At 36.3% G+C, this 23,098-nt stretch carries 19 protein-coding genes and 1 pseudogene; all 20 read left to right on the top strand.

Going from position 1 to position 23,098, the window contains the following annotated elements; genetic code table 11:
* The first annotated feature begins 77 nt into the window (after positions 1 to 77).
* The 20 genes and pseudogenes from FG384_RS03475 to FG384_RS03565 all read left to right on the top strand — a co-directional run bounded on the left by FG384_RS03475 (position 78) and on the right by FG384_RS03565 (position 23,075).
* Entirely contained in the window at positions 78 to 773 is a 696-nt protein-coding gene (locus FG384_RS03475; RefSeq protein ID WP_142641171.1) for a gamma-glutamyl-gamma-aminobutyrate hydrolase family protein, read from the top strand.
* A gap of 152 nt (positions 774 to 925) precedes the next feature.
* The gene (locus FG384_RS03480) at positions 926 to 1,918 is read left to right on the top strand and encodes a M23 family metallopeptidase (RefSeq protein WP_420849936.1); all 993 of its coding nucleotides are present in this window, start codon (positions 926 to 928) and stop codon (positions 1,916 to 1,918) included.
* Between the two features lie 290 nt (positions 1,919 to 2,208).
* The gene (locus tag FG384_RS03485; RefSeq protein ID WP_142641172.1) at positions 2,209 to 2,874 is read left to right on the top strand and encodes a Dph6-related ATP pyrophosphatase; all 666 of its coding nucleotides are present in this window, start codon (positions 2,209 to 2,211) and stop codon (positions 2,872 to 2,874) included.
* An 88-nt stretch (positions 2,875 to 2,962) separates the two neighbouring features.
* Complete coding sequence (locus FG384_RS03490; RefSeq protein WP_142641173.1) at positions 2,963 to 3,460, top strand: divergent PAP2 family protein; 498 nt, start codon at positions 2,963 to 2,965, stop codon at positions 3,458 to 3,460.
* A gap of 429 nt (positions 3,461 to 3,889) precedes the next feature.
* Positions 3,890 to 5,038, top strand: a complete 1,149-nt coding sequence (locus FG384_RS03495) for an acyl-CoA dehydrogenase family protein (protein ID WP_166462368.1) — start codon at positions 3,890 to 3,892, stop codon at positions 5,036 to 5,038.
* 165 nt (positions 5,039 to 5,203) lie between these two features.
* A pseudogene (locus tag FG384_RS03500) lies at positions 5,204 to 6,233 on the top strand (class I adenylate-forming enzyme family protein); the annotation flags it as partial.
* A gap of 171 nt (positions 6,234 to 6,404) precedes the next feature.
* A complete protein-coding gene (locus FG384_RS20400; RefSeq protein ID WP_338101314.1) occupies positions 6,405 to 6,698 on the top strand; it encodes a class I adenylate-forming enzyme family protein in 294 nt (97 codons plus the stop codon).
* Positions 6,699 to 6,747: 49 nt separating this feature from the next.
* The gene (locus FG384_RS03505) at positions 6,748 to 7,656 is read left to right on the top strand and encodes an NAD(P)H-dependent flavin oxidoreductase (protein ID WP_142641174.1); all 909 of its coding nucleotides are present in this window, start codon (positions 6,748 to 6,750) and stop codon (positions 7,654 to 7,656) included.
* Between the two features lie 94 nt (positions 7,657 to 7,750).
* Positions 7,751 to 8,593: a 3-hydroxyacyl-CoA dehydrogenase NAD-binding domain-containing protein gene (locus tag FG384_RS03510; protein WP_142641175.1), complete on the top strand. Its 843-nt coding sequence runs from the start codon at positions 7,751 to 7,753 to the stop codon at positions 8,591 to 8,593.
* Positions 8,594 to 9,514: 921 nt separating this feature from the next.
* Positions 9,515 to 9,808, top strand: coding sequence for a WXG100 family type VII secretion target (locus FG384_RS03515; RefSeq protein WP_142641176.1), 294 nt, complete (start codon positions 9,515 to 9,517; stop codon positions 9,806 to 9,808).
* A 133-nt stretch (positions 9,809 to 9,941) separates the two neighbouring features.
* On the top strand, positions 9,942 to 10,181 hold the full coding sequence (yukD, locus tag FG384_RS03520; RefSeq protein ID WP_142641177.1) for an ESX secretion system protein YukD: 240 nt from the start codon (positions 9,942 to 9,944) through the stop codon (positions 10,179 to 10,181).
* Between the two features lie 18 nt (positions 10,182 to 10,199).
* Positions 10,200 to 11,378 carry a type VII secretion protein EssB gene (gene essB / locus FG384_RS03525; RefSeq protein WP_142641178.1) on the top strand — a complete coding sequence of 393 codons (1,179 nt, stop codon included), beginning with the start codon at positions 10,200 to 10,202 and terminating at the stop codon, positions 11,376 to 11,378.
* A 36-nt stretch (positions 11,379 to 11,414) separates the two neighbouring features.
* Entirely contained in the window at positions 11,415 to 15,893 is a 4,479-nt protein-coding gene (essC, locus tag FG384_RS03530) for a type VII secretion protein EssC (protein WP_142641179.1), read from the top strand.
* Positions 15,890 to 18,739 (top strand): type VII secretion protein EsaA, encoded by a 2,850-nt coding sequence (gene esaA, locus FG384_RS03535; RefSeq protein ID WP_142641180.1) that lies wholly within the window; start codon positions 15,890 to 15,892, stop codon positions 18,737 to 18,739. The genes essC and esaA overlap by 4 nt, the downstream gene beginning before the upstream one ends.
* Positions 18,729 to 19,244 carry a type VII secretion EssA family protein gene (locus tag FG384_RS03540; RefSeq protein WP_142641181.1) on the top strand — a complete coding sequence of 172 codons (516 nt, stop codon included), beginning with the start codon at positions 18,729 to 18,731 and terminating at the stop codon, positions 19,242 to 19,244. Before esaA ends, FG384_RS03540 begins: the two co-directional genes overlap by 11 nt.
* Before the next feature lie 16 nt (positions 19,245 to 19,260).
* Positions 19,261 to 19,626: a YwqH-like family protein gene (locus tag FG384_RS03545; protein ID WP_240793334.1), complete on the top strand. Its 366-nt coding sequence runs from the start codon at positions 19,261 to 19,263 to the stop codon at positions 19,624 to 19,626.
* 19 nt (positions 19,627 to 19,645) lie between these two features.
* Complete coding sequence (locus FG384_RS03550; protein ID WP_142641183.1) at positions 19,646 to 19,948, top strand: YwqI/YxiC family protein; 303 nt, start codon at positions 19,646 to 19,648, stop codon at positions 19,946 to 19,948.
* On the top strand, positions 19,945 to 21,516 hold the full coding sequence (locus FG384_RS03555) for a ribonuclease YeeF family protein (RefSeq protein WP_142641184.1): 1,572 nt from the start codon (positions 19,945 to 19,947) through the stop codon (positions 21,514 to 21,516). Before FG384_RS03550 ends, FG384_RS03555 begins: the two co-directional genes overlap by 4 nt.
* Positions 21,517 to 21,529: 13 nt before the next feature.
* Positions 21,530 to 22,291, top strand: coding sequence for a hypothetical protein (locus tag FG384_RS03560; RefSeq protein WP_420849937.1), 762 nt, complete (start codon positions 21,530 to 21,532; stop codon positions 22,289 to 22,291).
* A gap of 25 nt (positions 22,292 to 22,316) precedes the next feature.
* Positions 22,317 to 23,075 carry a hypothetical protein gene (locus tag FG384_RS03565; RefSeq protein WP_142641185.1) on the top strand — a complete coding sequence of 253 codons (759 nt, stop codon included), beginning with the start codon at positions 22,317 to 22,319 and terminating at the stop codon, positions 23,073 to 23,075.
* Positions 23,076 to 23,098 lie beyond the last annotated feature (23 nt).

Genomic DNA, 23,098 nt, shown 5'->3' on the forward strand with positions numbered 1-23,098 from the left:
TTATTACATTTATGTTACAAGTGCCTGGCACCAGTAATTTTAGAGTATGATAGTGAAAAAGGGTGAGGGGGATTTTTTTGAAGCCAGTTATCGGTATTTCTTCTAATTTAAAGGAACAAGTTCTTTCTGTATCTATGGATAATATACATGCTGTAATGGAATTTGGTGGTGTTCCCATTGTTTTACCTAATATGGAGGAGATCGAATCGATTGCTGAAACAATTGATGGATTACTTTTGACTGGTGGAGGAGATATTGATCCAACTTTATTTGGAGAAGAGCCTCATGAAGGTCTTGGTAGTATCACTCCTGAACGCGATGCTTTTGAAATTGCCGTTATTCATAGAATGATGCAGCTGAATAAACCTATACTAGGAATTTGTCGAGGTGCTCAAATTCTAAATATCGCAGTTGGCGGAGATATGTATCAAGATATCCATACACAAATAGAAGATAAACTTTTACAACATACGCAACAAGCTCCTCGTTGGCATGCATCTCACTATGTGCAAGTAACGAAAGGGACTGTTTTAAGTGAAATCGTACAAGTAGAAAAAATGAAAGTGAATAGTTTTCATCATCAAGCTTTACGGGATATTCCATCGGATTTTGTCGTTAGTGCTGTTGCAAGTGATGGAATCATTGAGGCAATAGAAAGTAAAAACCATACATTTGTTATGGGGGTACAATGGCATCCAGAAAGTCTAATGTTGAAAAATGATTTGGCTTCTTCACATATTTTGAAAGCATTTATTGACGCTTGTAAAAAATAATTAAATAAATAAAAATGGCGGAAACGACTGATTCAAAACAGTCGTTTTTTTGTGCATTTAATCATTAATAGAAATTCCCATCTTTATTTTGTTCATGAAATTATTTTAAATGGGAAAGCTACAGTAAGTATTTAATTAAGGAGGCATTTTAAGTGAGATATTGGATTCAACTTACATTTACTATGAGCGTCTTTTTCTTTCTTTTTTCCTCCGTTGCTTTAGCAGCCGAAGAATTAACGAGAGAGCAAATTTTAGAAAAGCGAATGGATTATTATATAAAATATTCAAGTGAATCTACTCCTTGGTATTATCTGGCGGCTGTAGACCAATACGAACGCAATATCCAACAAGTACGTAATGATATTCCTGAAAGGGATGGTGTAGTTGCCATTCAGTTTTCAGATGATTTTTGGACGGGTATTTTAAATCCAATGAGAGAAGATATAGATTTGACTTCCATTGTATTTTTTAATGGTAATGGATCGGATGCAAACCAAGATGGTTTCGCAGATCGTAAAAATGATGACGATGTGATACTTACAATGGCTGAATATTTAGGGACATACGGCCCTTCAGAAATAGATTTTAAAAGGGCTTTAAAGGAGTATTATCATCGAGATGAAACCGTTAACCAAATATTGATCATTTCGAAAATTTATAAACATTTTGAAACATCTAATTTAGATAAACATGCATTCCCACTTGCCATTAATCACGATTATAGTTATCGAAGCACTTGGGGGGACAGAAGAGGTTGGGGTGGACGTAGAATGCATGAAGGTACTGATTTATTTGCTTCATACGGTGTACCAGTGAAGTCAACCTCATACGGTATCATTGAAATAATGGGATGGAACGATTATGGTGGCTGGCGCATTGGAATACGGGATATTCACAATACGTATCATTATTATGCCCACTTATCTGGTTATCAAAAAGGGATAAAAGAAGGAGATATATTGGAGCCAGGAGCTATTATTGGTTACGTTGGAAGCTCAGGATATGGTAAAAAAGGAACTTCTGGAAAATTTCCTCCCCACCTGCATTATGGTATGTACAAATACAATGGAAGAATTGAATGGGCATATGATCCTTTTCCATCCTTGAAGCGTTGGGAACGAGAGGAACGCAAAATGAAAAAATAATTGGCAATTTAAATCCGGCAGCTAATTAGTTGCTGGATTTTATTTTAATAAAAGAAATCCAAAAAAGATACTGAATTAGGCAAATTAGATATAGACTCCTATCAACAGTTGTTTGTAATTTTTCGTCGTAGTTTAGTCATGATAAACATTAACAATTTGCAGCTGTAACTGGTGCTAATATGACGAAATTAGTGTTAAATTATACGTAGTGTTGGAAGATTTTATTCAGATACATAGAAAATAATCATTAAAGGTGTATTATTAATGAAGGAAAAAGGGGGAGTATATTAATGAAAAATACTACTTTTGTGTCTTCCTGGAGTGGCGGAAAAGATTCTGCATTGGCCTATTATCGTGCGATGAAATTAGGTATGCAACCGAAGAAGATCTTGACAATGTTTGAGGAGGATGGAGAAATATCTAAGTCACATGCGCTACCTGTAGAGGTTGTGCAAGCACAAGCGGATAGTCTTGGAGTTTCTTTAATAACGAAAGAAGCTAGTTGGGGGACATATGAAGAACTTTTTGTGGAAGCCATGAATGAATGTCGTGATAAAGGGATTACACACGGAGTTTTTGGTGATATAGATATTGAAGGACATTTAGAGTGGGTTCAACAAACTTGTGCGAAATCAGATATAGTATCTGTGCATCCGTTATGGCAAGAACCACGCAGAGCCATTGTAGAAAGGCTACTAGACGAGGGGTTTGAAGCTTGGATTATTGTAGTGAATACAACATTAATGCCTGCAAAGTATGTTGGGAAAAAAATTACGAATGAGTTAATTGAAGAGTTAGAAGCCGCAGGTATTGATTCGTGTGGTGAAAATGGAGAGTTTCATACAGTTGCTATAGATGGACCGATTTTTTCTGAACGTGTGGATATCGAAATTGGGGAGCCAGTAAAAAGAGGAGATTATATTTTTACGCCAGTTTCATTGAAAAGTTTTAATTAATTGATCGTGGAATGGCGACTATTTCTTTTGGAAAAGGGTAACTTAACAAGGAAAATACATAATCTATTTACACCTTCGGAGGATGCAGATGAAAAAGATGAATAGAGGTATCGTTACCGCCTTATCGGCAATTGGTATTGCACAAGGATTGAAAATACTAACTCATAAAAAGTTAACTGGAAAATGGGACATGAAACAGTTTTTCACAACTGGTGGGATGCCTAGTTCCCACTCAGCAGGTGTTGCCGCAATCGCTTCGTATGTCGCTGCACATAAAGGTATACGTCACACGGAAACAGCATTAGCTGTAGTGTTTGGTACTATAGTAATGTATGATGCACAAGGGATTAGAAGACATACTGGTGAAATCGCGCAACTTGTTAATGATTTAGAAGACAATGTGGCAGAGCTATCTGGAAATTTCCCAAGTTTTGAGTATGTACAGCGAGATGTGGAGCTAAAGGAACTGCTCGGACATCAACCTGTGGAAGTAGCAGTAGGCGCTCTTTTCGGAGTCGCCTTTGGACTAATTAGTGCCAAACTAGAAAACAATGATAGAAAAGCACGAGCAGAAAAAACCTCATAACCCATTTTTATTACAGGAATATTACTGGTGCCAGGCACCAGTAATATTCCTGTGATAATTCTTAAGAATGATGAAAAAACAGATGAATAATAATTGTAAGATGAACATGCTCCAGCTCAAATGTGCTGGAGCTTTTTATATGAAGAAGTATTGACAATTGAAAGAGAAATGTTACACGATTGTTACTGGTGCCAGGCACCAGTAACACACCAGGACCAAAAAACACAGCAGGCACCTCAGTAACAAAAAATTATGCGAGATTTTTTAGATATTTTAATGGATTCAATCGTATATTTAATAATTAGTAAATTAAATTCAATATTTATATTGGTTCAGAAAGTTATTTACTTACAAAAATGTATTAGTATAATAAGTTTAAATATTAATTTTTCTGAAAAATCAATATTTTTAGTGAAGGAGGTCATTTTGGTGAGTTTATCTTTTTTGACTGAAGAACATATTCTGTTTCGAAAATCTTTACGAAAAATGTTGGACAAAGAGGCTTATCCATTTTTTAATCAGTGGGAAGCGAATCGAGATATTCCGAAGGATGTTTGGTTGAAGATGGGTGAAAATGGATTTTTATGCCCTTGGGTGGATGAAGAATATGGTGGTTTAGGTCTCGATTTTTCCTATTCCATGATTTTGATAGAAGAGTTAGAACGGGTTGGTCAAGGGTTGGCTGGAGGAATGTGCTTGCATTCTGAAATTGTCAGTCCTTATATTTCAGAGTATGGTACGGAAGAACAAAAACAAAGATGGCTTCCAGGTTGTGTACGGGGAGAACTGATTAGTGCTATCGGGATGACGGAACCGGGTGCTGGTTCGGATTTGGCTGGCGTGAAGACAAGCGCGCGTAGAGAAGGAGACTACTATATTCTAAACGGGGATAAAACATTCATTACTAATGGACTGACAGCTGATATTGCAGTTGTTGTTTGTAAAACAGATCCTAAAGCACAGCCTGCACATAAAGGGATTAGTTTACTTGTTGTGGAGAAGGGTATGATAGGTTTCAAAAGGGGGAAGAAACTCGATAAAATTGGCATTCATAGTGGAGATACGGGAGAACTAATATTTGAAGATGTAAAGGTTCCTGTCGCAAATTTACTTGGAGAAGAAGGCAAAGGGTTTTATTATCTAATGCAAAACTTGCAACAAGAACGGTTAGTAGTTGCGATTCAATGTCAGATCGAGGCAGAGGAAATGCTCCGAATTACTATTGACTATGTAAAAAATCGAAAAGCATTTGGACAAACAATTAGTAAATTTCAAAATACGCAATTCAAAATTGCGGAAATGGCTACGGAAATAGATATTGGAAGAACGTATGTGAATCAATTAACTGTACGTCATTTAGAAGGAGCAGACATTGTGAAAGAAGTGTCGATGGCTAAATGGTGGATTAGCGAAATGGCTAAAAGAGTGGCAGCAGAGTGCTTGCAGCTACATGGTGGCTATGGATATATGGAAGAATACGAGATTGCTAGGAGATACCGAGATATTCCAGTAGCAAGCATTTATGCAGGTTCAACGGAAATTATGAAGACCATTATTGCAAAAAAATTAGATTTATAAGTGAGATAAGTAAATTGGACATATGGTTTTGCAAGGCTCTATGAACTAGTTTCAACAATGGTATAAGTCAGAAGATGAAAAGTCAGAGGCAGAATTGCAATAATTCTATACTGATTATTTATTAGAAAAGTAAATTACATCATTTAATACAAAGGGGATTGAGAGATGTTCGTTACTGAAAAATTGGCATTCCATGCAAAAGAGCAACCAAATCATTTGATTACACAATTTAAAGGTAGAAATACTACGTATTCACAGTTCTATGAGCAAGCCAAAAGATTAGCAGGCTATTTTCAAACAAAAGGGTTTCAGAAAGAAGATATTATTGCAGTGTATTTGAATAACTCGGATTATTTCTTAGTTTGTTATTATGCTTGTCAACTAGGTGGATTCAGCGTTACGCCTGTCAATACAAAGCTAACTGCTCCTGAGGTGGATTATATTTTGACGCATTCAGAAGCAAAAGCACTTATTTATGACACTCAATTGTTATCTGTATTAAATGAAGTACCTGATGCATTTACAAGATTTGAGAATTATCTACAAATTGGTGGCAAGGACACTTTCCAAGAAGTAATAGCGGATGAATCTATTCTATTCACTGAAGAAAAAGTAGAGGGAAATACGACGACTGTAGTTTTATATACTTCTGGTACAACAGGGAAGCCGAAAGGTGTAATGTTGACTGCTGAAAATGTGAAAGCAAGCGCTCAAGTATGGGGAGAAGCGATGGGGCTTAATTTGGATGATCGAATGCATAGTCACACCATTATTTCATTGTGCCGCAATCCATGTTTTTTGCATTCCGGTAATTTATGCGGGTGGAACAATTATTGTAGAAGAAGCATTTTCTCCTGAACGAACAATGAATACGATGGAAAAAGAGAATGTAACGATATTTTTTGGTGTTCCAGCAATGTACAGTATTTTATTGAATACCCCCAAAATGCGAGACTTACATCTTCCCAATCTTCGACTCTTTACTTATGGGGCGGCCCCAATGCCATACGAATTAATTCGAAAAGTGAAAGCATTATTCCCAAATGTGAAAGTTCAAAATTTATATGGGCAAACAGAAAATTCTCCAGCAGCGACTACTTTAAAAGACCATCATGCACTTGAAAAGGTTGGATCTGTTGGCGAGCCATTACCGATGACGGAGGTGCAAGTGGTTGATGAGTTTGGAGATCCACTTCCAGTTGGTCAAGTAGGAGAAATAGTTATCAAAGGTCCACAAATAATGAAGGGCTATTTGAAAAATGAAGATGCTACGAGACAAGCTGTTAAAAATGGTTGGTTATATAGTGGGGATTTAGGACGTTTTGATGATGATGGTCTACTTTATATAGTGGACCGTAAAAAGGATATGATAATCCGGGGAGGGGAAAATGTTTACCCGGTGGAAGTTGAAGAAGTTTTGTACCAAATTCCTGAAGTGTTAGAAGCAGCGATTGTTGGAGTCCCAGATAAAGTTTACGGGGAAGTACCGAAAGCATTTGTCGTTCTAAAAGAAAGTCAACAATTGACGGAGGAAGATATTATTTCTTTTTGTTCAAAACAGTTAGCGAAATATAAACTACCGGAAGAAGTTGTTTTTATTGATCAGCTACCTAGAAATGCTAGTGGAAAAGTGCTGAAAAACTCACTTCGGAATGTATAGATGGAAGTAGAAATTTTAAAATTAGAAAATATATAAGGGGGAAGTGTACATGTTTGAGAACTTATCAATTCCTGTTATCGTTGCGCCAATGTTTCTAGTATCAAGTCCAGAGCTAGTCATAGTTTCTTGTAGAAGTGGGGTTGTTGGATCTATTCCCCTACTCAATGCAAAGACTGAGGAAGTTTGTGAAGAGTGGTTGAGAGAATTAAAAAATGCATTGCCTACTGAACCGTGGGCAGTGAATTTTATAGCACATAAAACGAACAAACGACATGATAAAGATTTGGAATTAATAAGTAAATATCAGCCGCCAATTGTAATTGCATCTTTAGGTCATCCCCGTGTTGTTACAGAAGTTGTACACGAATATGGTGGGTTAGTATTTTCAGATGTTGCGACGGTAAAACATGCGAGGAAAGCCGCAGCAGCTGGAGTAGATGGGCTTATTTTAGTCTGTGCAGGAGCAGGCGGGCACGCTGGAATGTTAAATCCATTTGCATTTTTGGATGCCGTTCGAGAATTTTGGGATGGCTACATCATTTTAGCAGGAGGCATATCACATGGAAAAGATGTATTAGCTGCTCAAATTATGGGAGCGGATTTTGCATACATGGGAACTAAATTTATTGCAGTGGAGGAAAGTGTAGCGTTTCCAGAATACAAAGAAATGCTTGTAGAATCAACGATTGAAGATATCTTGTATACTGATTCATTTAGTGGTGTACATGCAAATTATTTGGTGCCAAGTTTGTTAAAAAATAATATTGATCCTTCTAGCTTAAAGCCTCGTGAAATAATAGATCTGTCTCATATGGTAGACGTGAAAGCTTGGCGCGATATATGGTCTGCCGGACATGGGGTGACGACTATAAAATCAGTTGAGAGTACAGCTTCCATCGTAAATCGTCTTTTGAAAGAATATGTTGAGGCAAAAAAAGGGATGATGAACCATGTTTGAAACATTACTTTTGCTGATTGCTTGAACTTCATCCTACAGAGGATAACTACCTTCTTTGAGAGGAGAGTAATAAAACAAATAGGGAGTTGAAACAATGAAAATAGGTGTTTTAGGTTCTGGTACTATGGGTAATGGTATAGCACAAGTGATGGCCGACGCAGGGCATTTCGTTGTTTTGTGTGATGTAAATAAAGAGGCACTTCAAAAAGCAGCAAAAACAATTGATGCTAATTTATGGAGAGTGTATAAGAAACTCGGAAAAGAGTTAGATGATATTGGTAAAGTTTTAGCAAGGATTACATTTACAACGGAGATAAGTCTTTTGAAAGATGTAGACGTTGTTATCGAAGCAATTATTGAAAATATGGATGTTAAGAAGAAAGTATTTGCTGATCTAGACGCCCTTTGTGACGAGAATACAATTCTTGCATCGAATACATCTGGACTAAGTATTACCGAACTTGCTTCAGCAACAGAAAGAGCACATAAGGTAATCGGAATGCATTTTTTTAATCCTGTCCCAATAATGAAGCTTGTGGAAATTATTAGAGGATCTGACACTTCTGAAGAAACTTATAAGGTAGCGAAGGGTTTAGTTCATTCAATTGGAAAAGAAAGTATTGAAATTTCAGATGCACCATTGTTTGTTGTAAACCGGATATTGGTTCCTTTAATTAATGAGGCGATTTTTATACTCGGTGAAGGAATTGCGTCGGCCGAAGATATTGACAAAGGCATGATGCTAGGGGCAAATCATCCTATTGGACCGCTAGCGCTCGCCGACTTAATAGGGTTGGATACAATGCTATTTGTAGCAGAGACCCTCTTAGAGGAAACTGGAGATTCTAAATATAGAATTCCTCCTCTATTACGCAAACATGTGCGAGCTGGACACCTTGGTAGAAAAAGTGGCCAAGGATTCTATAACTATAGTTAGTGTTGGTGGTGTCACTTTTGTAAACGCATCTAATTCGTTTAATCGAATTAGATGCGTTTTTATTATGTAAATTTTTGCTCACACTTTAACACCAATTTATCAGTGAATAAATAATAATTTGGAAATCGGATTTCCATAATGAGAATTCGACAAACAGTACCCATTTTAAAAACAAAGTCAATTCCTGTCATAAAATGCGTGAGAATTGTGTCGGTGCCAGGCACCCAAACAACTCTGACACAATTCAGAATAATTACAGGTGCCAGGCACCAGAAATAATACCAGAAACAATTCTGAAATGTTGTTTAGGTATAAAAATTACAGTTTTAAGTATCTTTATACCGAGATATTTGTAGTTATCAATAATTTAAAAAATGATTCAAAAGTATTGATTTTTGAAACTGTTTATGAATTTTTGATATTTTAAAAATTTTAATACAGTATTATGAGAAAAAAGTGACAAATTGATTTGGATATTAAAAAGACGTGACATTAGTCCGTGGGTTGATAGTTCTATAGAAGATTTTGTTAATTTTGGGAATGCTTTGACGGGAATAAATTGTAATGTTATTTATTATATTACAGGAAAAGTTAGGAATTTAATTTGAATATTTATCCAAAAAAGTAAAAGGGGAAGATGAAATGTATTGTAAAAGCATTTCTTCATCTCAGTAGAACAATTTTTGTGATCTATCTCCCAATAGGGAATGTATTTAATGATTGCATCAATTTGGAATACTGTTTTGGGTAGCGCCTCTCTACCGGAAGTGAGACTTAATGGAGGGCGTGCTGTGAACAAATAAGAAAATCTGGAAGTATCTACTTTGAAAAGGTAATTTATCATCATTATCAGTTAATTGCCTTGTCAAAGCAGTTATTTTATAAACACGACAAAATTTCAAGATAAGGGAGATGTATGAAATGTCAGGAATTATTCGCGTAACACCAGCAGAATTAGATTCAATGGCCTCACGTTACAACCATGAATCCAGCGAGGTAGCTTCCCAAATTGGCCGATTAGATGGAATGATTGGTGAGCTTCAATCCATGTGGGAAGGTGCTTCCAGTGCAGCGTTCGCTGAGCAATATGAAAGACTTAAACCTCACTTTAATGAAATGCGTGAACTATTAAGTGAAGTAGGTATTCAATTAAGCCGTACAGGTCAAGCATTACAAGATGCAGATCAACAAATTGCGGGACAAATCCGCGGATAGTTGTTCCGACTTGGGAAATTCGAAATAAGAGCGTCATTCCTAAAGGAAGACGCTTTTTCCTTAAGGAAAAAACAATAAAATAGCATCAAAACATGATTGTCAAAAGTCTAGCTTTGCTATTGAGGTGAAGAATTTGTATATAGAAATTACAGTAGATTTAACGAATTACGAAGGTGATGTTATCGACATAAGACTGTCAGATTATTATTCTATAAAAAAAATGATGGATATCGCTTGGCAAGCAAATTCCATATCCAAAATTCCGCGTGAAGGCCGCTGGGTACGTGTAGTAAACAAAGACAAATTATTTCCTGGACATTTGACGATGCGATATTGCGGAATCACTACAGGTGACAGGATTGAAATCATTTGAAGTGAAGGAGTAATAAAAATGGCTACTAATTCACATACATATTTAAAAAATCGGATAGGTGCAGAAATAAGCGAAGAAGATAATAAAACTACCTTCGTTTTTCAAAAAGAAAGAGTTGGTTTTAAAAGAACGGATGAAATTATTTTTCTAAAAGAAGTCCATCCGAACATAAGGAAAGAAGTTGTTATTACAGATGATGAATTAATTATTCAAGCACATATTCCAAGTAATTATAAGCGATTTAGTAAAATCCACTTAGAAGACGCTAAGTCTAGGTGGATGTTTGCTCATCAGCTTATTGAAAGGGTTTATTCGCATCCACATCCTAGACTGAATTTGATTGTTTGTCCAGAAAATATTGTGTACAGCAGAGGTATGGATCCCGTTTTTATTTATTACGGGGTGTTAGGAAGCTTACCGCCATTTGATAAAAATGATGAGCGTGTATGGCTTGAAACAAAAGCTGTTGTTGCTGCGACGATTGACGACTCTTTCACATTTGAAGAGTACTTAAAGTATTCCGAGGTTCTAGAGTTAAAAGAAATCGGTGCAAAAGTAATGACTATGCAAGATAGCCAAGTATTACTCGATTATATTGGTGAGCAACTTGAGTTATTGGAAATAAAAGAAAGAGAAAATGTGAATCTCCCACGTAAAAAGTGGAAGGTTACTAAATGGTTATCAATTGGGCTTGGTGTATTACTTCTTCCTGCTATCATATTTACCATCATTTATTTCATACACGAAAAGCCAAAAAACGAAGCGTTTATTGATAGTCATCAATCCTTTTTAGGGCAAAACTATAGTCAAGTTGTAACGGATCTTAGCCCTTATAGTGTGAAATCTATGCCTTTTATAGTTCTATATGAACTTGCCTACTCATCCGTAACAAATGAAAGATTAGATGAAGAACAGAAAAAGAATGTATTGTCGAATATTACGTTGCAAACGGACGCGAATTATTTAAAATATTGGATTTACCTTGGTAGAGAGGAAGCGGAAAATGCTGTTGATTTGGCAAGGTCAATGGAAGATGGAGAACTCATTACTTATGGTTTACTGAAAAGACGTGAAGAAATTAAAGCAGATCGAAAACTTTCAGGTGAAGAAATCCAAACTCTATTAGATGAAGTTGATAGAGAAGTAGAAGAATATGAAAAGCTGATGGAACAAGAAGAAAAGGAATCCGAAGAGTGATTTTAAAAATATGAGTATCGAAAGAAGGTGTACTTGTTGTTACAACTATGGGTGTTTTACGGGGAATACTATCAGCGAATATATTGGGAGCAAAATGAATTTACTTCACTGACAATAGGGCCGGCTATCGAAAATGATATTACGATTTTATCGTATCCCTTTACATTTGGGCATTTTACAGTTGAAAAGGAAGGACAGAACATCACAGTTTATGATGGAAATAAGAATATTGGGATAATTGATTCAGTAAAAGGACTGTCCATAGAGCAACAAGAACGATTACTCCATTTGTATATATCAACCGAACCTGTTTCATCGGATATGTATTATATCGATTATGAAAATGAGGTTTCATTTGATAGTCAGATTGAAACAGCAACGTTTCATAGAATCGAAACGATTAATTCGGCAGTGGAGTCTGGTCATTTTTCACTTAATAAAACGTCATCAGGATGGGTAATTAAGAAGGATTTTAATTGTCCCCTATATGTGAATGGCAACCGAGTTGAAACAAATCAAGTTCTCCAAATCGGTGATGTTCTCCAGTGGGCATTCATGGAAATGAAATTAATCGAAAAAGATATATTGGAAGTTGTTTCCTCAGTAAATTATGAGACATACTTACCAAAAATAGAAGTTCCAAAGTCTGAGATATTCCAAATGTACCCCGAATATAGAAGAACACCTCGAATGATTTATGATTTGCCAAACGACAAAGTGTCGTTATCATTTCCAACACAGGAAAGTGATGATACAGGGCGTGGTCTCTGGCTTATTATTACACCACCTCTAGTCATGCTAATAGTAATGGGACTTGTTGCAATCCTTAAGCCTCGAGGGATATATGTGATCATTTCTATTTCGATGTTCCTCATGTTCTTAGTTACCTCCACTGTTCAATTTTTTAAAGAAAGAAAAAAGCGTAAGGTGAATGAGGAGAAAAGAAGACGAGTCTACACTGCTTACCTAGAAAACATTCGCCATGAACTTCACGAGCTTTCCGAAAAACAAAAGGAAGTATTGAACTATCATTTCCCATCATTTGAACAAATGAAACAAATGACTAATCAGTTATCCGGGAGAGTCTGGGAAAGAACGTTGGAAAGTCATGACTTTCTAGAATTTAGGCTTGGAACCGGAGATGTCCCTTCAAGCTATGACGTCAAATTATCCTCTGGCGATTTGGCGAACAGAGAAATAGATGATTTATTGGAACAGACGAAGCGTATGGAGGAAGTATATAAACAAATCCCAAATGCACAGATCACCACTTGCTTATCAGAAGGAATTTTAGGCCTAGTCGGAAAAGAATCCATTATTAAGCGTGAACTGCAGCAGATTGTTGGTCAATTATCTTTTTCTCATAGCTACCACGATGTTAGGTTCGTGCATATTTTTAACAATAAAGAATACGCGGACATTGAGTGGATGAAGTGGCTGCCCCATTTCAAGCTTCCCAATATGCATGCGAAAGGGTTGATTCATAACGAAGAGACTCGTGACCAGCTATTGTCTTCGCTTTATGAAATGATTCGTGAGCGAGATGCGGATGAAATGAAAGGGAAAGTGAAATTTGCACCTCATCTCATTTTCATCGTTTCAGATTACTCGTTAATAGCAGAGCATGTCATCCTAGAATATTTAGAAAGTAAACATAATAAGGAACTTGGCATATCGGTCATCTTTGCAGAATCTTCGAAAGAGCGTATGACGGAAAATGTACATACGCTTGTGCGTTACGTAAATGAAGGAGAAGGAGATATATTGATTGAAGCTGGAAAAGCAGTGAATACACCGTTCCAACTCGATAAATATGAACGAACTACGAATGAACGCTTTGCTCGTACTCTGAAAACCCTAAATCACCAAATAGGAATGAAAAACTCAATCCCAACTTCCGTTAGCTTTCTTGAAATGTTCGGCGTAAAAGATGTAGCAGAACTTCCAATAGGGAATTATTGGAAGATTAATGAATCAGCAAAGTCTCTTTCAGTTCCAATCGGTTTAAAAGGGAAAAAAGAGCTCATTCAATTGAATTTGCATGAAAAGGCGCATGGTCCACATGGTTTGCTAGCAGGAACGACTGGTTCGGGGAAAAGTGAGTTTCTTCAGACATATATTTTATCGCTGGCTGTTCATTTTCATCCGCATGAAGTTGCTTTTCTTTTAATTGACTACAAAGGTGGAGGTATGGCACAGCCATTTAAGAATATTCCACATCTATTAGGAACGATTACGAACATAGAAGGAAGTAAAAACTTCAGTATGCGTGCACTTGCTTCTATCAATAGTGAACTGAAACGTAGGCAGCGTCTATTCGATCAACATGTCGTTACACATATTGATGATTACAAGATGCTTTATAAGGAAGGTAAAGCAGAGGAGCCATTGCCTCATCTATTCCTCATTTCGGATGAATTTGCAGAGTTAAAAAGCGAAGAACCGGAATTTATTCGAGAACTTGTTAGTACTGCACGAATTGGTCGAAGTCTTGGTGTTCATCTCATTTTGGCAACGCAAAAACCAGGTGGGATTATTGATGACCAAATATGGAGTAACGCTCGCTTCCGTATTGCTTTAAAAGTACAAGATGCATCGGATAGTAAGGAAATTTTGAAAAATAGCGATGCTGCATCGATTACTGAAACTGGTCGAGGGTACTTGCAGGTAGGGAACAATGAAGTGTACGAATTGTTCCAATCTGCATGGAGCGGTGCACCTTATATGGAAGAAACCTTTGAAGGGGAAGACGAAGTAGCGATTGTGACAGACCTTGGAATATATCCTCTTTCCGGCATAGAAACGAATGTGAGTAAGAAAAAAAGTATCCTAACTGAAATGGAAGCTGTAACATCAAAAATTGCACAAACTCAAGCAGATATGTCGATTCATAAATTGGCTAGTCCTTGGTTACCACCATTGGCATTACGAATCGAAAATAAGGAAGACACTTTTATCATGCAACAAACATTTCCTTTAGGCATGATAGATGAACCAGAAAAACAAAGTCAAACCCCTATTACTTATGATTGGAAAAAAGATGGTAATGTTGGTGTTTTCGGTACTTCTGGTTATGGAAAATCGTATACCTTACTTACAATGCTCCTAGGGATAAGTGACTATTTGACACCGATTGAAGCACATTTTTACATTTTAGATTATGGGAACGGGTCGTTGCTTCCGCTGCGACAACTTCCACATACAGCTGATTATTTCACGATAGATGAAGATTTGAAAAGGGAAAAACTCGTTAAATTAATAAAAGAAGAAATCTCGAAAAGGAAAATAGCACTCCAACAAGCAGAAGTTAACAATATTCATATGTACAATAAATTATCTGACCTTAAGTTACCACTTATTTATATAGTTGTAGATAATTACGATATTGTTCGAGAAGAGATGGAAGATCTGGAATCACAATTAATCCAGTTTGGAAGGGACGGCCAATCACTAGGTATTTATGTGTTTATCGCTGCTACAAGGGTGCAATCGGTTAGACAATCACTGATGAATAATTTGAAAACAAAGATTGTGCATTATCTAATAGATTCGACTGAAGCTTACAGTATTATAGGTCGTGTTCCGTTTAATTTGGAGCCTTTCCCTGGCAGAGCGATATTAAAGAAAGAGGATGCGAAGTTTGCACAAATCTTCCTTCCAGCAAGTGGAGACGATGATTTCGAAGTATTAGAATCTATCAAAATGAAAGTTCAATCGCTAAGGGTAAGATATCGTGAAGAGGAACTTCCTGAACCTATTCCGATGTTGCCATTTGAATTGACATCTAACATTTTCCCTTCTTACTTTGATAGTGAAAGAAAAATCGGACTTGTTCCAATTGGATTAGATGAAGAGACGGTACGCCCAGTTTCAATTGATTTCAAGAAAAATCGACATTGTTTACTTGTTGGTCAAGTACAGCGAGGAAAAACAAATACATTGAAATGGATGATTCATAATCTTTTGGAACAGGAAACAGGTTTCATTGCCATCTTTGATTCGTTCGAACGTGGTTTATCTATGTTCACGGAAGACTCTAAAATCGATTACTTGGAAACGAAAGAACGACTAATTGATTGGGTTACAAGGGTAGAACATTATTATGAAGAAGTAGAGAAAGAGTATTTAGAAAACATGCAACGAGGAAATGGACCAGAAATAGTTCTATCTTTTTTCATTATCGACGGATACACAAGATTTTTACAAGTAGTAGATATCGGCATACAAGACCGACTATCAAAACTAATGAAAAAATATGCTCATTTAGGATTCAATGTCATTATCTCTGGAAATAACGCGGAGATTACAAAAGGTTACGATGCATTCACGAATGAAATAAAACTTGTTCGCCAAGCGCTTATTTTCATGAAAAAATCGGAGCAGACATTATATACGGTGTCTTACGAGCGAAAAGAAATGGAACTCCCGCTTGGATTTGCCCATTATATTTTAAACGGGAATGCTATAAAAATCCAAACCCCGTTATGCAAGATTGAGAGGAAGATCATGCAATGAAAATAAATAAGAATACTGATTTTTGGAAAATAATTATTGGGATTATATTAATAATAGCTGTTCCGATTTTGTTCTTTCAGTTTATGGGTGTTAGTATTTTGGATTTTGACAACCAAAATAAACGAATTATCGCTATTGTTAACGAAGATATCGGTCTTACAAAAGATGATGAATCAGTTGATATGGGAGTGGAAGTCGTTTCCATCTTGGCGAAGGACTCACCTTATGAATGGAAAGTGATGGGACGTGGAGCTGCGGTCAATGGATTGAAATCGAATCAGTATGATGCGATCGTCTACATTCCTTCTAACTTCTCAGAAAATATTATGTCCTATGATCAACAAAACCCGAAGAAGGCGGAATTTTCTTATCAAGTGCAACGCCAAAAAACGGGCTTACGCAAAGAAAAAGTACTACATGAAATTGAAACTGCTACAAACCGTGTAAATGAGAAGATATCTACTCTTTACTGGAGTTATGTTGCACAAGAAATGAACCATATAAAGAAAGAATTCACGAATATTTTAGGAAAAGAAACGGATTTTCTGACTGCAATGTCTGGCTATTACAAACCAGAGTCAGAGACGTTAGCTGAAGAAATGAAAAGTCAGAAAGAACAAATGGAAGGACTTCTTTCCATGATTGGTTCTGCAAATAATGGTTATAATTCTAGAATTGAAAATGCTGATACATTTGGACAGCAGATGAATGGTTTTATCACGTACGTCCAACAGTATAAAGAATTCCAAGATAAGCAAAAAGAAATTCTACAGAAGGTCCAAGATAACAGCTTAGCTAAAATTCATGCCGCTGCCAAAACACAAGCGGATCAATTCACTAAATCTGTTCAAGTGTTAGAAGAAAATAACGAAATGTTGAATGATGAAATTGAAAAAGTAAATATCATCATCGATGAAAACAATGAGAAGTTCAATGCATTGTCGGAACTGCGAAAAAGTGAGGTAGATAGACAGTTAGAGGATCTTCTGATTGTACAAGGAGAAGCAATTGATAGATACAATAACACAATTTTGAGTAATTTAGAAAAAGGAATTGAGAGTGGGAAAAGTGGAGTAGCAGTATTAGGTATGGCTAATATTGGCTCTGTTCAGCAACAAATGTCTGTAATTTTTGATGAAATGAAGAGCAAGGCAGCTGCTAAAACAGCAACTGGATTACCTGGATTTGAGGAAGAGCGTACGAAAGTAAATGGCATTTTATCAGCGCTCACTGCAATAAAATTAAAATTTACTGAAACGGATCCTAACTCTACTTATATTAGAGAATTAGAACAGCTCGAAAAGGAGTTAACTTCCGTAAATGCAGTCATCACTGAAAAAGAAAATATTTGGAGCAGTAAAAGCCAAGAAGGAACAAATGATTATGCTAAAGCAACCACTGACTATGCAGATTTGTTAGGAAATTACAATTCAGTGTACAAGGAATATGAATCCGTTCAACAAATTTTGAATTCATACCCAGTGGATACAGCGAGAATTGGTGTTGAAATAAAAAAGAAGGAAGAATCACTTCTTAAGAATGATAAATTATCAGCCGACCAGCGTGTACGAATGGAGGAATTGTTTGCTAAAGGGGCTGCAAGAACAGATTTGAGTGCACTTCTTTCTTATTATGCAACGCTGGAACAATTTGAGTTTACGCTCAATGAAAGTGGGCAAAGTGCAAATAAAGATGCCATTTTAAAAGATGAAATATTAACTTCTTTATTGAAAAATGCAGTAGATCTAAATGAAATTGAACTCGCTAGCTGGACTTCTGTTAGTGATGGAATTCCTGAAACAAAGCTTGGTATGACTGATTTAAGTACGACATTTGCTGCGATTATGTCTGGTTACAAAGAATCAGTGGAAGAGCAACACGCAGCACTGTTCAGTGACTTGAATTCGATTGATGATCAAGCGAATATTCTTCTACAACAAATAAAAACACCTTCCATGATGATTGCTACGGGCGAGCCTGTGCAGACAACAACAGAAGGAGAAGTAATTGCTGGTCAACAAAATGTAAGTAACCAACTTCTTACACTGAGTGAAATGATAAAGTCTTTATCTCAAAAACAAAGTAGTCTTGTCAATTATGCAAATGACCTACATGTGAAAGCAGCAGATATAAAAGACACTTCGAACGATTTCAGCGACAAATGGGAAACGAATGTAGATGCTATGTCAGAGTTTGATGGTGATATACAAGGTTTTCTTGCAAATACGTATGTAGATGGTCAAGAAAATGGATATGTGTTCAATCACTTTGTTAATCCTTTAGATGTTAAAGGAGAAGCAGCTGTCGCAGATGAAGTAAAAAAAGTTCCACCTGTTATTTTATTTATTATTCTACTTATTAGCAGTCTATTAATAGGTTATTTCACTTATCAAATCAAAGATGGTTCGATTGGAATTCGATTAGGATTAACTGGAATATTATCCTTACTCGTAGGACTCATTATCAGTTTATACAGTATCAATATGTATATTCTGAACGATGAACGTGCAGTTGAATGGACAATTTTCACTATTCTTTTGTTACTAGCAAGTGCTTCGATTATCCGTGTCGCACTTGAGTTCGGACAGTCGGCAGGATGGATTGCGAGTGTCAGCTTAATGTGTTTATACATTATCCCACTTCTAATCCTTGCAGTACCTGACATTAACATTCCTGATATTTTATCGACAGTGTATATGTCTATAAAATATGAACCTGAAACAAGCTTTATAGGAGGAACAGTAATAACAGCAGTTATTGCATTCATCATGCTAGCTGTTTCATATTTTATTAATAAAAATAGAAAAATTGAATCTACCAAGGCGACCGAAGCCTATGATAATTAAAAAAGTTCTACTTCTGTTAAGTGTGATTCTAATTAGTTGGTCATTTAATGTGCATGCAAACAAAGATGAATCCATTTCGAATTTAGAACCAGTTATTTATGAAAAATTAACGTTCAAGAAAAATACGGATTATTTGCATGATGTTAAAAAGATAGAAATGAAAAATACCATTCCAGTAAAGCAGTTTGATATTTACTTTGATGGGAGAAAGCAGCTTCCAAATAGGAGCGATACATCCTATCTTTTTCAAACGGCAGAACGCGGAGAGAAAAGTACAGTCGCGGCAAAAACTTCTGAATTAAAGCTCTTTTCGAAAGAGGGTAAAGGTGAGAAGGAGTTGTCAGGAAATACAGTAAATGAGGTAGAAACAGCTAGTGATAATGCGCGCACAATGATTTTACTAGCTATTATTGCTGTTGGTCTCATTACTTTGTTTATGGTGTTTATACCAAGATTAGTTAATGCAACTGAAACGTCTAAAAAACAATTCGTCCATAACCGTTAGGAAAGGAGGAACAGACTTGCTTGGATATTATTATGCACTTTTAGCGAAAAAACAAGAAGAACTAAGACGACTGATTGAATGCCAATCCTCATTATCGGAAAAACAATCTCAATTTAATGAGAATGAACATAAGTGTCTTGAACCAGAACTTACTGCTACTACATGGTATGGAACACTTGCTACCAGTTTCGACGAAATTCGGGAAGCTGGAATTCATACTTCGTATTTAGAAATAGCTGGGGCCCAATTTTCTGCTGTTTTTAGCGCAATCTCGAATAAAATTGCATCTCTAAATGCAGAAATCGAGTCTATAAAACAAACAATTGCAGATCTTTTAGCGAGAGAGGCAGAGGAAAGGGCTAGAGCTAGAGCTTCTAAATAACGAAGGGGGTAGAAATTTAATGTCAACCGAAGTGAAAATAGTGTATGCAGACGTGGAAACACAACTAACCGAAATGACCAATGCCTTGGCATCGCTTAATCCAAAAGCAGAACCGCCGATTACAGGGAATACAATGGATGTAGTAACTAAATTAACAGAGCTTTCTTCCAATCTGGAACAGTTATTGACGAAATATCAAACCGTCCTAAATACAAATATTAGAACTACTATAAGTTCTGTTGAGTTTATGAAAGAATCAGACGAAAAAATCTCGAATGTTATGCAAAGTACAGCTTCTGGACCGAGGAAGGTGATCCCATGAAAGTCTTAGATATTAGCCCATTTCATGACGGTTTACAACGAAATATTCAAATGCTGAATAGGATTGAAGGGGAGATGAAAGCAATTGAATCCTCTATTGATGGGCTCGTTGCTTTGGAAGATTCGTTAAAAGGAGAAGGGGGAAATGCAATCCGATCGTTCTACAATGATTGTCATTTGCCTTTCTTACAATTTTTCACGACATTTAAAAACTATTTTAATACTACACTCACTCAAATGGATTCCTCCCTTGATGCTTTAGAGCCAGATCCGAACGGTTTTATTCGTCAAAGTTTCTTGGAAGGTGAAGTGGAAGATGGACTTAGAGAAATTTCCCAGGTGACAAGTAATTTAACAGCTGAATCAAATGCCATTATGAACCAAGTATCTGATATTGTTGCACTTCCTCATTTAGATGATAGTGATGTGCAAGAAGGTGTCAGTAATGCGCGAAAGAAGCGAGATACTACAGTTACCGATTTGAACGAATTTGATTCAACTCAGACAAATGCATTAACACAAGTAGAATCAGATTTACTTATGTTGGAACTATGGTTATTGGATTTAGAAGGTATGATGAATGACGGTCTGACAGATATAGATTTTCCTGCAGAACGTTGGAAAGAGTATACCCAAAGTCACCCGCTTCGAACGGAGCTAGATAGTCGTTTGGGAGATACGGATAATGTAGAGGCGGATGGTAAAGAAGAAAAGCCGGGAGATGTGTCCTCAGCAAACCCAAGCGTTGTGGCATTGAAGGAAGCAGTAGGATTGGCTAAAAAAGCAAATACTGCAATTACAGGTGGAATCTCTGCTTTTGGTATGTATGTAGCAGGTAAAGATGGAGGGTTAAGCACATCAAGAGTCTTTGATCCAAAAACCGGGGCGTATTCGTATCGAATCAATGCAACAGGCAAAGCTTTAAATAATCTGAGAACAGACTTAGATTCGAAAGCATTTAAAGAATTAATGCGTAATGTTCCGAAAGGAAATAAAAAATGGTCACCTAAGCATTATGAAATTGCAGCAAACAACACGGTTACACTTAAATATGCAACAAAGAAACCAGGGCAAAGTGGTTGGTCTGGCACTGGAGATGAAGCCTTAAAAAAACATCCTTCGCTTGCTTATTGGAATGATCAGGCAACTTCTGTTCAAAAGGCTAAAACTGTAGGAAGTGCAACGCTTAAAGGAACCGGAAAGGCTTTTACAGATCTTGTCGATGTCAAAGGAATGGCGACAAGTGGATTTCTCAAAGGGACAGGAAAAGCACTAGGTCCTATAGGTGCGGGATTAAGTTATTATAGTAACTATACTACTGCAAAGGATGCAGGACTTAGCGATGGAGAAGCTGCTGGACGTGCTACAGTGGATACAGCGATTGATGTTGCTGTTGGTGGGGCAGTTCAGACAGCATTTACGGCAGCTTTCACAGTTGCAATTCCGATTCCTGGTGTTGGTACAGCTGTAGGTGTCGGGTTAGGAATACTTGCAAATGTTGCGTTAAATACTAAATTTGGAGATGAAGATAAATCAGTGATGGATCATATAAAAGGTTGGTTCCACTGATAAAGAAAGAAGAGTGGTTATCTTGAGATTTATAGAAGAAGATTTTCGAGTACTTAGAGGACCTTTCGAATCTGGTAGACAAACTCCAGGTAATTTAGGTTTTACTTTAATTATTAGTATATTTTTACAAGCAATGCTCTATGCTCTAGAGTATTTTATGGCAGCAGATTCGACGATTTTTCCGTACAAAGATAATATATTGCAAGTACATTTCTGGTTAACTGTTGTACTTGTTATATTATCTATTATTTATGCTATTCCTGCAGTTTATAAAAGAAGTGGAAAAATGCAGTATCTTGTTACTATAATTGTTACTCAAAATATGTCTTCCATTCCATTTTTAATCATGGCTTTATTTTTAGTTGGAAAAGAGGGAGAGGGTATGATTGCTACTGAGGGTTCTCTACTTCGTTTCACTTTTATAATCCTATTAATTGGACTACTGATTTTTATATTTACGTTTATTCGCTTTAATACGCTGCTACGCAAGGGACATTATCGTAAAGGTTCAAAAAAAGATGAGTTGAGAGGACGATTTGAAAACACTTCTTATGTACCAGCTGCTATTATCGTTGGTCTCGGTATTGTATTTATTATCCAATATATCGTTCGGAGTACTTCCATTGATGATATTAATATGATAGTGCTGATTGTTGGTGGGATCACTGCATTTTTTGTAATGCTCTTTATTTTACCAGAGCAACTTGTTATTTTATATTGTAAATTCCGATTTAAGAGCTTCAATTTTAATGAGCGAGGTTATTTGAATAAATAGGGTTGAATTGAAGTGGAGTGCTCAAATGACAAGAAAACTAAAGGAAGAAGATTTTGAAGTAATGAGAGGACCCTTTGAGTATGGAAGACAAAGACCGGAAGCTTTATCAGGAGTTCTAATATTATCTATATTTTTGCAGGCTTTACTATTTGCCTTAGAGTATTTTATGGCAGGTCGTCACACCGTCTATCCATATAATGACCAAATTCTTTTGATCCATTTTGTAGTTACAGTAATACTCAGTGTATTGTCACTTATCTATGCAATGCCTATAGTATATAAGAAAAGTGAAAAGATGCAGTATTTGCTATCCATTTTAGTATCACAAAACTTATTTTCAATTTCCTTTTTAATAAGTGCATTATTTATAATCGGTTACGATGGGGAAGGAAAGGTTGCTAATGCAGAATCTCTCATTCAGTTCACGTATATCGTACTAGGAATTGGATTCTTAATCTTTGTTGCTACTTTTATACGCTTTTATATTCTATTGAGAAAAGGACATTATAGAAAAGGTTCTAAAAAAGATGCATTGAGGAGTCGTTTTGAAACTACATCTTATGTGCCGACTGCAATTATTGGAAGTCTAGGATTAGTTTTTATCATTCAATATATTGTGAGAACGTCTGCTATTAATGATCTTAATATGATGATACTCATTGTAAATGGTATTGGACTGTTTTTTGTAATGTTATTTATATTGCCAGAGCAACTTGTTATTTTATATTGTAAATTCCGATTTAAAAGCTTTAATTTTAATGAGAGAGATAATTTGAATAAATAGGTTTAAATTGAGTGGAGTGCTTA

Origin of the sequence: Psychrobacillus vulpis (genome assembly GCF_006861825.1) — a bacterium.
Lineage (GTDB): Bacteria > Bacillota > Bacilli > Bacillales_A > Planococcaceae > Psychrobacillus > Psychrobacillus vulpis.

Bases quoted from the DNA above. Each gene is read 5' to 3' on its own strand.
- FG384_RS03505 (WP_142641174.1), top strand. From the start codon at position 6,748: ATGTTTGAGAACTTATCAATTCCTGTTATCGTTGCGCCAATGTTTCTA.
- FG384_RS03510 (WP_142641175.1), top strand. From the start codon at position 7,751: ATGAAAATAGGTGTTTTAGGTTCTGGTACTATGGGTAATGGTATAGCA.
- FG384_RS20400 (WP_338101314.1), top strand. From the start codon at position 6,405: ATGATAATCCGGGGAGGGGAAAATGTTTACCCGGTGGAAGTTGAAGAA.
- essB (WP_142641178.1), top strand. From the start codon at position 10,200: ATGGCTACTAATTCACATACATATTTAAAAAATCGGATAGGTGCAGAA.
- FG384_RS03540 (WP_142641181.1), top strand. From the start codon at position 18,729: ATGATAATTAAAAAAGTTCTACTTCTGTTAAGTGTGATTCTAATTAGT.
- FG384_RS03485 (WP_142641172.1), top strand. From the start codon at position 2,209: ATGAAAAATACTACTTTTGTGTCTTCCTGGAGTGGCGGAAAAGATTCT.
- FG384_RS03555 (WP_142641184.1), top strand. From the start codon at position 19,945: ATGAAAGTCTTAGATATTAGCCCATTTCATGACGGTTTACAACGAAAT.
- FG384_RS03490 (WP_142641173.1), top strand. From the start codon at position 2,963: ATGAAAAAGATGAATAGAGGTATCGTTACCGCCTTATCGGCAATTGGT.
- FG384_RS03565 (WP_142641185.1), top strand. From the start codon at position 22,317: ATGACAAGAAAACTAAAGGAAGAAGATTTTGAAGTAATGAGAGGACCC.
- FG384_RS03550 (WP_142641183.1), top strand. From the start codon at position 19,646: ATGTCAACCGAAGTGAAAATAGTGTATGCAGACGTGGAAACACAACTA.
- FG384_RS03515 (WP_142641176.1), top strand. From the start codon at position 9,515: ATGTCAGGAATTATTCGCGTAACACCAGCAGAATTAGATTCAATGGCC.
- esaA (WP_142641180.1), top strand. From the start codon at position 15,890: ATGAAAATAAATAAGAATACTGATTTTTGGAAAATAATTATTGGGATT.